This is a genomic window from Methanolacinia paynteri (assembly GCF_000784355.1).
In the GTDB taxonomy this organism is placed as follows: Archaea; Halobacteriota; Methanomicrobia; order Methanomicrobiales; family Methanomicrobiaceae; genus Methanolacinia; species Methanolacinia paynteri.
On sequence record NZ_KN360926.1, the window covers coordinates 1 to 12,146 of the forward strand.

The window sequence follows — 12,146 nt, forward strand, 5'->3', positions numbered from 1 at the left end:
CGTCTTCGCTGCCGACAGAACCTGCCGAGATATCGGAATCGATTGCTGTGAAATCTGTACAATGGAAGCATCCCGGCCTTATACATTCTTCGAGATCTTTTAATGAAATAACCTGAACGGAACCGTCGTTCATCCTGATCTCAAGTTTTCCTTTTACATCGAAGCTTTTGATATTCCACGGTTCGATATTATGTTCCGATTTCAGTTTTCCGTCGATCAGTTTTCCGTAATCAAAGGTCTCGGTGCAGAAGAGTCCTATTATCAGCCTGATTGCATTGCCGAAGGGTCTTACTAGATCGTTGTCGCTCTCCTTCATCTTTCTGAGCGCCTGTACGGCACATGGAGTGCCGACTACAGCGATTCTGCTTAATTTTTTCTTTATAACCGCTTCTTTGAGAGATGCAAGCGTCGGAACCCACCAGTTGTAGCGGCTCCCGGCGGATGCGGTTATGGCTTCATCTGAGGTGATCAAAACCGAGAACGGTTCGTGAGTCCACCGGTCTTCAGAGACTGTTATCACTCCGTCGATAAGTCCGCTTTCAAAGGCGTTTGAGAGCAATGCAGTTACTGCACCTCCGCTCTGTCTTCCCGGGACTTCAAATGCCGATTTTGCGGAACCGATGCTGATGTATTCACCGAGCATCTTTTTGCCCGATGCCGCATCTCCTGTACGGGGGCATACCGCATAGCATGCGCCGCATTTTACATGATCTGTCAGGTCCTTACAGTAGCCGGTGTTCACAGGTGCTTCTGAGTTATCTCCTTTTTTAAATATGATTGCGTTTGCAGGACAGACGGCTACGCATGCGCCGCAGCCGGAGCAGATCCCCTTGTCCCAGACCTCTCTCTTCAAATCTTCGTAATTTATTCCCATAATGAATCACTCCCAGCAGTATTTTCCTGCAAACGGTCTTGCACTTGCCGGCACAATCTTAGTGTAAACGGATTCGGAAAGCTCCTTGTAATCGTAATCGAACAGCCTGCAGTATTCTTTAAGATACTTTTCAAGATCTTTACGGTCGTCTTCGGTAAGCTGCTCTTTTTTTGCACCGATACCGAGCAGTTTTTCATCGATGTCTCCACGGATGATTATCTTTCCGCCATGTATACCGCTTCCGATCCCTTTTCCTTTCACGGGTGCTTCTCTGTCAATGCCGAGGATTATCAGTAGTCCTCCGGCCATGTATTCACCGGAAAAAGATCCTGCTTTTCCTCCTACAACAAGGACAGGGCGCTTTTCGCTGTACTCCTTCATGTGGATCCCGCCCCTGTACCCGATATCGCATTTTACGAATACCTCTCCTCCACGCATGCTGTGAGCGGTAGCATCTCCTGCACTTCCGTAAATGACGATTTTGCCCGAATCCATGGTGTTTCCCGGAGCATGGTCGCAGTTCCCGCGAACAATAATTGTCGGGCCGCACATGAACATGCCGAGATCGCCTCCGGGAACGCCGTTGACTGTTATCTCGACATCATCACCCCTGATCCCGTTTCCGATAAATCTCTGGCCGCAGATATTGTTCAGGATGATCTTCTTTTTTCCCTCTGCGATGAGTTCCCTGATCCTGATATTCAGCGGAGTATAATGTAGATTCTTTGCATCGATCGTTACTGGTTCCATGTTCATGCTCCTATTGGCTTAATATCAAGGACCTTCAGCATCTCTTCGTCAAGCATGTAGCCCCTGAGTCTGTCGCGGTTTCCTCTCAGGCTTTCAAGCGAGTTGATTCCTGCGGCACCCATAAGTTCTGCAAGTTCGAGAGTCCATCCTTTGATGAGGTTCGCGACATTCTTTGACGCTTCGTCCGGGTTTATCCGGCTGACGAGTTCGGGCTTCTGCGTGGCGATTCCCCACGGACATAGTCCCCTGTAGCATGATCCGCAGACCCTGCAGCCCATTGCGATGAGTGCTGCAGTTCCTATGTAAACCGCATCGGCACCGAGTGCGATGGCTTTAGTGAGGTCTGCACTATCCCTGATCCCTCCGCTTGCCACAAGCGATACTTCGTTTCGTATGCCCTGCTGCCTGAGTTTGTCATCTACTGCGGCAATGGCGGCCTCAATTGGTATTCCCACGTGGTCGCGGAATACTCTTGGTGCGGCACCAGTTCCTCCCCTGAATCCGTCGACTACTACTACATCTGCAGAAGACCGGGCAATTCCTGCCGCGATTGCGGCAACATTGTGGACTGCTGCAATCTTAACGAAGACCGGTTTCTTCCACTCGGTTGCCTCTTTCAGGCTCCTTACGAGTTGTGCAAGGTCTTCTATACTGTAGATGTCATGGTGAGGTGCGGGACTTATGGCGTCACTGTGGAGCGGAACCATCCTGGTTTTCGATACTTCCTCTTCTACTTTCTCGCCGGGAAGGTGTCCTCCGATACCTGGTTTTGCTCCCTGCCCTATTTTAATCTCTATTGCCGCTCCTCTTTCGAGATAATTGATATCGACACCGAACCTTCCCGATGCGACCTGCACGATCATGTGATCCTGGTAAGGGTAGAGTTTCTTGTGAAGTCCTCCCTCTCCCGTTCCCATGAAAGTGCCCATCTCCGATACGGCCTTTGCCATTGAAAGCTGTGCATTTAGTGATATTGCACCGTAGCTCATGTGGCCTATCATGACGGGAGTCTCGAGTTTGAGATTGGGGGAAAGTTTTGTTTTTAGATCACAGTCTCCCGACTTTGTTTTTTCCAGGGTGATCTGCCGCGGCTTCTTTCCTATGTAGGTCCTGAGTTCCATCGGCTCTCTTAGCGGGTCTATACTCGGGTTTGTAACCTGGCAGGCATCGAGAACGATACGGTCAAAGATAATAGGGTAGTCGCGTGCATTGCCCATTCCCGAGAGTATAATCTGGCCGGAGTTCGCCTGCTTGTATATGGCCTCTCTTGCATCCCGTGTCCACAGAGGATGGCTCCTGTAATCATTCGGTTTTTCGATAAGTGTGATTGCATCCCTCGGGCACATGGCGATGCACCTGTGGCAGGCCGTACATTTGCGGGAATCAGCGACGATCTTTTGTCCTTCGCGCCTGAAAACACCGTATGAACAGTTGTCTATGCATCGTTCACATAGCATACACTCATCGTCGTCTATTTTAATCTTGTATTTTGGTGGTGTTGCTCCTGTGGTCATCTGCGAAGCCTCCCTATAACCGGTTCTCCTGCATCCGGCATCCAGATATTTTCAAGATTTGGCTCCATGACCCTGATGGCAGCCTCTTCACTAGATATATACAGGCGATCACCAGCTTCTGCGGCCACCATGGGCCTGAGTTTAATCCGATCGGTGAATCCCGCGATGTAATCAGGCCTGGCGACTACAATTGCAAACGGGCCGTTCATCATCGCGGGGCCGTATGCCATTCTCATTGCAGTGTAGAGGTTCCTGTCTTTTTCAGGCATTTCGTCGATTTCGTCCCAGAAAGGAGGTGCAAGAGCTTTAACCATCATCTCGGGAGGGAGTTCATGCCTTCGTCCCAGAAGATCTGCAAGATATGCGACTACTTCGGTATCCGTAAGCATCGTGCATTTGTAACCGAAGCTCTCAAGATATCTCCTGTTCGTCCCGTAAGATGTGATCTCTCCGTTGTGGATGACGCTCCAGTCAAGGAGGTTGAACGGATGTGCCCCGCCCCACCATCCTGATGTGTTGGTCGGGTAGCGGTTATGTGCGAGCCAGAGATAACCCTCATAATCCTGGATCCTGTAGAAGTCCGCGACTTCTTCCGGCCATCCCGATGCCTTGAACACTCCGATGTTTTTTCCTGAAGAGTAAACAAGAGCCCCGTTTATTTCCGTATTTATCTTTATTATGAGACTGATTATGGCGTCTTCTTCCTTTGATTCTCTGTTGGCAAAGAGTGAAGTGTCCGGTTTGAAAAAGTATCTCCAGGGAATATGTTTCTTCACCATTCTGCCGCTGCTGTATGTCGGAATCTCTTCTGAATGTTCAATTTTTCCCCATTTTTCCAGGAGTTCCTCTACTGCAGCTTTGGGTTCGAGAAGGTTGTCATAGAACACGTGAAGTGCATAGTAGTCTGCATAGTCAGGATACGCTCCGTACACAGCATAGCCTGCTCCTTCTCCGCTCCCCCTTTCATCCATTAATGATAATGCCTTTTTTATCGCCTCTCCGTCCATGCTGTTTCCGAGACGATCGATGACACTGATTATTCCACACATGATGACCACTAAAACCAAATCGGATTATATGGGTAATATCCAATATCCCGTATTAACTAAGATTGACTAAATATATATAGTAATATGTAGAAGGAAAATTCCATCCTACATGATCTCACTACTAAGAGTATGGAGTGCAAAAACTTTATTGTATCTATATGTGATCATGTTCGGCCTGCACTTCCCCGATCTGTCTGGAAATTTGATGTAAGATTTCCGGGCCGGTATTTTAATTCTGTGGGACCTGGCTGAAATGTATTTATGGTGTGGCCCGTTTTTTCTCAAAGAAATCATTGTGGGAATTCCGGTTTCAAAATAAAAATTTGAAGAAGATTAATTAAAACTTTATTTAATCGGCAGAATGCTGGTGGAAGCTTTGCCAGACCTCTGTATATAGATTATATAATCTATTTTCCCTAAAAAAGAAATATTTATATATGGTAGAACACCACTTCCTTCTGTCAAATCATGATAAAAGCTGCCCAAAAGTTTTTTTGGGTAAGCGCCGGTAGTGGAAGTATCCATTTGTTACCGGAAAATGATGGAGTAGTTAAAATGATTGACAGTGGAGATACGGCGTTTATAATTATCTGTACGGCAATGGTCATGTTGATGACCCCTGGTGTCGGGCTGTTCTATGGTGGAATGGTTCGCAACAAGAGTGTTATATCAATGATCGCACTGGCATTTGTTGCCTTTGCCGTTGTTAGTATTCAGTGGGTAATCTTCGGATACTCTCTTGCATTCGGACCTGATATCGGTGGATTCATCGGTGGTCTTGATCACTTTGCACTTAACGGTGTTGGCCTTGATGGTGATGGAATACCTGACATCCTGTTTATGGTTTTCCAACTGGTGTTTGCAGGCCTGACACTTGCGATCCTTACATCCGGAATGGCTGAAAGGGTGAAACTCAGTGCATTTATTGTCTTTGGACTCCTATGGACTACACTGGTGTACGATCCCCTTGCACACTGGGCATGGGGTGGAGGCTGGGCCTCACAGCTTGGTGCACTCGACTTCGCAGGCGGAACCGTAGTTCACATCAGTTCAGGTTTCGGTGCCCTTGCTGCAGCACTTATAATCGGTAAGCGTCTCGGATTCGGCCAGGAAACTATGAAGCCGGCAAACATTCCGCTGACGCTTCTTGGCGGTGCCCTGCTATGGTTCGGCTGGTTCGGATTTAACGCAGGTAGTGAACTTGCAGCTGATGGAATTGCAGCAAATGCGTTTGTCGTAACAAACATTGCAGCGGCGACCGGTGCATTGACATGGATGTTTGCATCATGGTATCATGGAAAGCCCAGCTCACTGGGAATGATCTCGGGAGCAATTGCAGGTCTTGTAGCAATTACGCCTGCCGCAGGATTTGTTAATGTTATGGGAGCAATTGCAATAGGTCTTGTTGCAGGACTTCTTTGTTACGGCGCACTTCTGTTCCGTGTCAAGAAGGGGCTCGACGAATCGCTTGATGCATGGGCAATCCATGGCGTAGGCGGTTTCTGGGGTGCAATTGCAACAGGTATCTTCTGTGTTGCAACGATCGGAGGAGTAGACGGACTGCTCTACGGAAATCCGGAACAGTTCGGAATACAGCTGTTGGACGCAGTGGTTGCAATGGTCTACGCGTTTGTAGTAACATATGTAATCGCCCTGGTTGTCGAGAAGACAATTGGTCTTCGCGTACCTGAAGATGAAGAATACGTGGGCACTGACATTGCCCAGTTTGGAGAATCACTACTGTAAGGGAGTGTGTTTAAATGAAGAAGGTTGAAGCAATAATTCGTCCGGAAAGACTTGACAAGGTATCAGAAGCACTTCTTGGAAATGGATTCCATGCAATGACTGTAACTGAAGTTAGAGGGCGTGGCAAGCAGAAGGGAATTGCTCTCCAGTTCAGGGGAAAGGAGATCATGGTCGACATGATCCCCAAGGTCAAGATAGAGATCGTTCTTGAGGATGAACTGGTGGACAAGGTTATAGATATCATTCGTACAAATGCCCAGACGGGAAAGAACGGGGACGGCAAGGTCTTCGTTTATGATATCGAGAAGTCTATCGGAGTAAGGGCTGAATAAAGTCCTTCTCCTTTAGAAAAACCAAATTTACTTCCTCTTTTACAACTTTTCCATTTTAACTGATTCCCCGGATATTTTAGATAATTTTATAATTTATCGGAAGCGTACTTCCTTCTCACATTTATTTGTATGGAGATGAGTATGGAAATTAATGAAATAATGATAAATTCTTCTTTTATTCTCATATGCACTGCAATGGTCATGCTGATGACCCCTGCTGTGGGAATTTTTTACGGTGGTCTGGTCAGGAAGAAAAACCTGATCTCTATGTTGATGCTTTCTTTCATATCCTTTGCACTTGTCACGGTACAATGGATATTCTTCGGTTATTCCCTGGCATTTGGTCCGGATATCGCCGGTTTTATAGGCGGACTGGATTATGCATTCCTCAACGGTGTTGGTATGGACGGAGAGCCTATTCCCGATCTGTTGTTTATGGTATTTCAGCTGGTTTTTGCCGCCATAACACTTGCAATTATCACTTCTGCTGTAGCTGAAAGAGTAAAACTGAGTGCCTTTATTATATTCGGACTTTTGTGGACTACCCTGATATATGATCCGCTTGCCCACTGGATGTGGGGCGGAGGCTGGGCGTCACAGATCGGAGCCCTTGATTTTGCCGGAGGAATTGTCGTTCATATCGGTGCAGGTTTCGGGGCACTGGCTCTTGCACTTGCAGTCGGATCAAGGTTCGGATATGGCGATCACAACATGGAGCCCCACAATATTCCTTTGACGCTTCTCGGCGGTGCACTTCTCTGGTTCGGATGGTTCGGGTTTAATGCCGGAAGCGCTCTCGCGGTCAATGAAGTTGCAATTAACGCATTCATAGTAACCAATGTCTCTGCAGCATGTGGCGCACTGTCATGGCTCGCAGCTGCCTGGATAAAAGGCAAACCCAGTTCCATGGGTATGATCTCCGGAGCAATTGCGGGCCTCGGGGCAATCACGCCTGCGGCGGGTTTCGTAGGGCCGATGGCTGCGGTATGCATAGGAATCGTAGCAGGTCTTGTGTGTTACGGTGCGATGCTGTTAAGGCTTAAGAAAGACTGGGATGAGTCACTCGATGCCTGGGCTATACACGGAGTTGGAGGTCTATGGGGCACGATTGCGCTGGGTATATTTGCAATTCCGGCGATTGGCGGTGTGGCAGGGATATTCTCAGGAAATTTCGGCCTTATTCAGGTACAGATCATTGCTGCAGTTGCTGCAGTCGTATATGCATTTGCCGGTACATTTGTCCTTGCAAAAATTGTGGATTCGTTTATCGGTCTCAGGGTATCTGAAGACGAAGAATATGTCGGTCTTGATATTGCCCAGCACGGTGAGACTATATATCCATAAAATCCACTCTTATCTTAATTAATTCTGAATGGACTGATGCCTTATGGATAAGATAAAAGGAGTTCTTCTTGACATAGACGGGGTCCTTTATACCGGGGACAAGCCAGTCCCCGGGGCTTCCGATGCAATCGGATTTTTGGAAGATAGCAAAATCCCTTTCAGGTGCATCTCGAACACCACGAGAAAATCAAAGAAATCTATCTCTGAAAAACTGGAAAGTTACGGCTTTGATATTCCGGCCGGGCATATATTTACTCCGGCTTCTGTCGTCGTTTCGATATTGAAGGAGAACAACGTGAAGAACTGTTTTCTGCTTACATGGGGAGATGTACGGCAGGATATCCTGAAAGACGGCATAACTGAGAATATATCTGATGCCGGTGTGGTTATTGTCGGAGATGCAGGTGATAATTTTGATTATTCATCCATGAATCAGGCATTCAGACTTATTAACGAAGGTGCTGAATTTTATGCCCTGGAAAAAGACAGGTACTGGATGGACAGCGACGGGCTGTCATTATCCGCAGGCCCGTTTGTACTCGGTCTTGAATATGCCACCGGCAGATCCGCCATTCTTGTGGGAAAACCCTCCCCCTCGTTCTTCACAAAGGCTCTTGAGTCCATGAATGTCAAAGCCCCTGATGCGATCATGATAGGTGACGATATCAACAGTGATGTTGGAGGGGCTCAAAATATCGGTGTCAGGGGGATACTGGTCAGAACCGGAAAATTCAGCGAGGAAAAGCTGAAAAAATCAGAAATTATCCCTTACAGGATTATCGATTCAATTGGTGATCTCCCGGAGATTATCGGGAACAGTAATTGATGAAATTCCTGACGACCCATTCGTTTCTGACCTCGGGATGGAAGAGAACTCCCCACACTGGCATGACAGAATGACGCACGGCCTCCAGGCCTTTGTCCGATTCTGCTAGTACTATGAATTCTTCACCGGGAACAATTCTCATCCCGTGAAGTTTATAGGCCTGAATCGTCCTTTTTTCTCCCAGTACTTCATCTTCTTTAATTATTCTTATCCCGTTCATGCCGGTTTCATATGACTCCGCAAGTTTTGCTCCGTATGCGAGTGCAACGGCCTGCATTCCTGCACAAATTCCCATGACTGGCAGTTTGATCTCTTTAATTATGCTAAATAAATGTTTATTTTTCCTGAATTCATTATCCTTTAAAGCCGTCCCGCAAAGTATTATCCCGTTGAATTCATCTCCAACTTTAAGATCTTTTGAGAGATGGTGAACGATCCTGAACTGCTCTCCCGATGACTTTACAATATCTGCAATCGGGCCGACGAATTCAGGTTTCGATAATGAATCCTCCTTCCAGCATAGATCGATTACCAGTATCATTTATCCTCCAGGTGGGCTTTCTTTATGATGAACCGCCCGTTGTAATTTCTGCAGAATGATTCTGATTCGTCAATAACTATTCGCTTGGAAAAGAACGGGGCATCGAGGACGAACGATTCATATTCCCCGCCTTCACCCGAGAGGGTAATTGAATATTTCTCAGAGAGGATCTTTAATTCGTCTATCATTTCCCTGTTGATCTCTCTTCCCAGCCATCTTTCATCGAAAGGATATGAGAAGACTCCGGCGATAATGACCTTAAAACCGGAGGAGATGATCTTCTGCATGTAGTCTTCCTGGTTTGTATACCAAAGGGGTGAAAAACAGCAGATATCGAGATCATGGCAGATTCGCTGTATCCTTGCAGCCTGGTATACGGACATGACTGCACCTGTGACAATTCCTCCGATGCCGAATCTGTCAACAGCTTCCTCGATCCCTCTCTTCAGGTCCTCCAGTTCAATCTCTTCTTCTCCGGGGGTGTCGACCAGGATCTGCGGGATGCCGGCGGCCTCTGCCTGAAGGGATGAAAGATTCACATTCGGCGTGTGGAACATATAGCTGTGATCGTTTTCAGAGATGATCGAGATCAGGCATGCGACCTCCTCGTGCTGCATCGCCATATGGCATGCAAACGCCGAATCTTTTCCACCGGAGAACAGAACGCCAAGTTTCATGGTTTATTCATCTTTCGTCCACGGGTTCATCATCGTGTAGGAATCTTCCGAATCAATTGCTATTGTTCCCGATTCCATCGTGAGATCAAGGAGGTGGCCCCCGTAATTCCTGTCTTCACTTATGAAATGCAGGTGAAATCCTTCCGCATTAACTCCGCTCATGTATTCTGGATGATAAAAGCCTATTGCAGTTCCTTTGACATTTGTATCTGGAAATGTCGCCTGTTCATCCGAGATTACCTCTTCAAGCGGCCGGTAGGGATAATCCTGTGCGGGAACACTTCGTGTCAGGGTCTCGCTGAACAGACCGTCGAGCCTTATGGTGCTGATCGTAGCATTCGAGGGCAATATTTCACTGATGTAGTCCCTGATCTCCGAATAATTCATTGGATGATCTATCTTCACGACCAAATCGGGATTGAAATATGTTATCTCTGCGAAAGGAGTTGTCATTTCGCCGGTAACGGTGTGTACTGTTCCGTCGTCTGCAACGCGATATGCGAAACCGTCGATAAGTATCATCTCGCCGTCAAGCTTGTCGAAGGTCCCTAGTCCCGCATCTCCGTGTTCCAAGACCTCTGCATATGATATCGTTCCGTTGTAATTTCCTTCGGAAAGCCATTCAAAAGGAGCTGACTGGTATACGGTGTCGGTGATCTCCGTTTCAGCGGGCATTACTGATGCAAGTGCCGCATATATGAAAAATACTATCGCGATTGCGGCTCCAAAACCCAGAAGATGTTCTTTTCTCATTTCTCACCCGTGAAGAAGTAACTGTTAATGTCAGCTCCTGTTCAGGAGATATGTCTTTCGTTTCTCTAGTTTCTTTCTGTCTTTTTCCGATTCGGTCTTTTGACCTGTCATAGGATCGTACCCGAGATAATACATGGCCGTCGATCTTGTCATCGGGGTGGGTGTGAAGATCTGGGACTGCGCACCTGAGAGCCCGAATCTTTTAAGGAACTCCGAGGTTTCAAGTATTTCCTTTTCTCCTTCTCCCGGGTGGCCTGTAATGAGATAAGGAGTGAGTATACATTTCAGGCCGGATTTTTTACGTATGCCTGCAAATCTTTTGTAAAAATCTTCAAATATTTTCACAGACGGTTTATTCATAAGTTCAAGGACTTTATCGCTTCCTGACTCGGGTGCGATCTTCATCCTTCCCGAGATATATTTTCCGAGTATCGATTCGATGGCTGAATCATTGAGAATGCATTGTTCATACCTGATCCCTGAATTTATCTGTATTCGTTTGACACTCTGTATTCTCAGGGCTTCGTCGAGTATCGACAGGTATTCCTTCGTTCCGGGAACAAGATTTTTACAGCCTTCACCTGATTTGAGACAGTCATGAGATATGCATCCGCCGGAGGCACACTTCGATCCGTACATGTTGGCCGTGGGTCCGCCGATATCGGTTATTGTTCCCCTGAAATTATTCATCCCTGATATCGCTTTAACCTCTTTCAATATCGAGTCCCTGCTTCTCGATACGATCTCTTTTCCCTGGTGTGCGGATATTGCACAGAACGAGCAGTCCCCGAAGCAGCCCCTGTGCGATGTAACAGAAGTTTCGATCATATCGAAGGCAGGGATTCGTTTATATTTCGGATGCGGCCTTCGTTCAAACCTGAGATCATAGATATAATCGAGCTCTTCCGGCGCTACCTGTTGTTTAGGCTGCTGGACATAGTATCTTGTATCATATTTCTGGACCAGAACATTCCGGTCGTCGTTCTTTTCAAAGAGTCTCCATGCCTCTGCGAATTTATCTTTCGAATCTTCAACCTCTTTGAATGAAGGAAGTATAACGGTGTTTTCATCATTCTGATAATCGTCGAATTCCCTGCATATAACAGCCGTATTCGGAACCCGGATCTTTTCCGGGGGGATCCCGTTTTCGAGATTTTGTACAGTTTCAAGAAGAGGGTATTCTCCCATTCCGTAGACAAGGATGTCTGCCTTTGAATCGAAAAGTATGCTTCTCCGGATCTTATCTGACCAGAAATCATAATGTGCAATTCTCCTGAGAGACGCCTCGATTCCCCCGATGATTATCGGGACATCCCTGCATGCGGTCTTAATCTGGTTGCAGTATACCGCCACTGTCCTGTCGGGTCTGATCCTGTATTTCTTTCCTTCCCCTTTTTTGGAAAAATATGGATTTCCGTCTTCACAGAACCGGTCTTCCTTTCGTGGGATCTTTTTTGCGGTATAGTTTATGACCATGGAGTCGGCCTGACCTCCAGAGACGGCGAATGCTATCCTCGGAACGCCCAGTTCAAGAAAACTTTCAGGGTTCTTCCAGTCTGGCTGCGAGAGAATTCCTACTTTGTAGCCTTGTCTCTCTAAAAATCTGCCGAGAATAGCCATTGCAAAAGAGGGATGATCAACGTATGCGTCAGGAGTTACAATGACGATGTCGCACTGCTCGATCCCCTGTTTCTGCATCTCAAGTCTGGAGGTCGGAAGAAACATAATGAAATTGCCTGA

The 12,146-nt window shown here is 47.0% G+C and carries 12 protein-coding genes; 4 read left to right on the plus strand and 8 right to left on the minus strand.

Features of this window, described 5'->3' with window-relative positions; translation table 11 throughout:
- The 4 genes from METPAY_RS02405 to METPAY_RS02420 all read right to left on the minus strand — a co-directional run.
- Positions 1 to 874 (minus strand): Coenzyme F420 hydrogenase/dehydrogenase, beta subunit C-terminal domain (locus tag METPAY_RS02405; RefSeq protein WP_048148806.1); only part of this gene is annotated, 874 nt, incomplete at its 3' end.
- 6 nt (positions 875 to 880) lie between these two features.
- The gene (locus METPAY_RS02410) at positions 881 to 1,624 is read right to left on the minus strand and encodes a GltB/FmdC/FwdC-like GXGXG domain-containing protein (protein WP_048148807.1); all 744 of its coding nucleotides are present in this window, start codon (positions 1,622 to 1,624) and stop codon (positions 881 to 883) included.
- A gap of 2 nt (positions 1,625 to 1,626) precedes the next feature.
- Positions 1,627 to 3,138 (minus strand): glutamate synthase-related protein, encoded by a 1,512-nt coding sequence (locus METPAY_RS02415; protein ID WP_048148808.1) that lies wholly within the window; start codon positions 3,136 to 3,138, stop codon positions 1,627 to 1,629.
- The gene (locus tag METPAY_RS02420; RefSeq protein ID WP_048148810.1) at positions 3,135 to 4,187 is read right to left on the minus strand and encodes a class II glutamine amidotransferase; all 1,053 of its coding nucleotides are present in this window, start codon (positions 4,185 to 4,187) and stop codon (positions 3,135 to 3,137) included. Before METPAY_RS02420 ends, METPAY_RS02415 begins: the two co-directional genes overlap by 4 nt.
- A 555-nt stretch (positions 4,188 to 4,742) precedes the next feature.
- Between METPAY_RS02420 and METPAY_RS02425 the strand changes: the two genes are divergently transcribed.
- The 4 genes from METPAY_RS02425 to METPAY_RS02440 all read left to right on the plus strand — a co-directional run bounded on the left by METPAY_RS02425 (position 4,743) and on the right by METPAY_RS02440 (position 8,435).
- Entirely contained in the window at positions 4,743 to 5,933 is a 1,191-nt protein-coding gene (locus METPAY_RS02425; protein ID WP_048148811.1) for an ammonium transporter, read from the plus strand.
- A 14-nt stretch (positions 5,934 to 5,947) separates the two neighbouring features.
- A complete protein-coding gene (locus METPAY_RS02430) occupies positions 5,948 to 6,265 on the plus strand; it encodes a P-II family nitrogen regulator (protein ID WP_048148813.1) in 318 nt (105 codons plus the stop codon).
- 141 nt (positions 6,266 to 6,406) lie between these two features.
- Positions 6,407 to 7,609 (plus strand): ammonium transporter, encoded by a 1,203-nt coding sequence (locus METPAY_RS02435; protein ID WP_084600666.1) that lies wholly within the window; start codon positions 6,407 to 6,409, stop codon positions 7,607 to 7,609.
- 43 nt (positions 7,610 to 7,652) lie between these two features.
- Entirely contained in the window at positions 7,653 to 8,435 is a 783-nt protein-coding gene (locus tag METPAY_RS02440) for a TIGR01458 family HAD-type hydrolase (protein ID WP_048148814.1), read from the plus strand.
- Here METPAY_RS02440 and METPAY_RS02445 read toward each other — a convergent pair.
- From METPAY_RS02445 to METPAY_RS02460, 4 genes are read right to left on the minus strand one after another with little or no spacing between them, the layout of a single operon-like run.
- On the minus strand, positions 8,416 to 8,976 hold the full coding sequence (locus tag METPAY_RS02445) for a glutamine amidotransferase-related protein (RefSeq protein ID WP_048148815.1): 561 nt from the start codon (positions 8,974 to 8,976) through the stop codon (positions 8,416 to 8,418). The genes METPAY_RS02440 and METPAY_RS02445 overlap by 20 nt on opposite strands.
- Complete coding sequence (locus tag METPAY_RS02450) at positions 8,973 to 9,653, minus strand: diphthine--ammonia ligase (RefSeq protein ID WP_048148817.1); 681 nt, start codon at positions 9,651 to 9,653, stop codon at positions 8,973 to 8,975. Before METPAY_RS02450 ends, METPAY_RS02445 begins: the two co-directional genes overlap by 4 nt.
- A 3-nt stretch (positions 9,654 to 9,656) precedes the next feature.
- Complete coding sequence (gene budA, locus METPAY_RS02455) at positions 9,657 to 10,406, minus strand: acetolactate decarboxylase (RefSeq protein WP_048148819.1); 750 nt, start codon at positions 10,404 to 10,406, stop codon at positions 9,657 to 9,659.
- A gap of 30 nt (positions 10,407 to 10,436) precedes the next feature.
- Entirely contained in the window at positions 10,437 to 12,131 is a 1,695-nt protein-coding gene (locus METPAY_RS02460; RefSeq protein WP_048148820.1) for a YgiQ family radical SAM protein, read from the minus strand.
- Positions 12,132 to 12,146 lie beyond the last annotated feature (15 nt).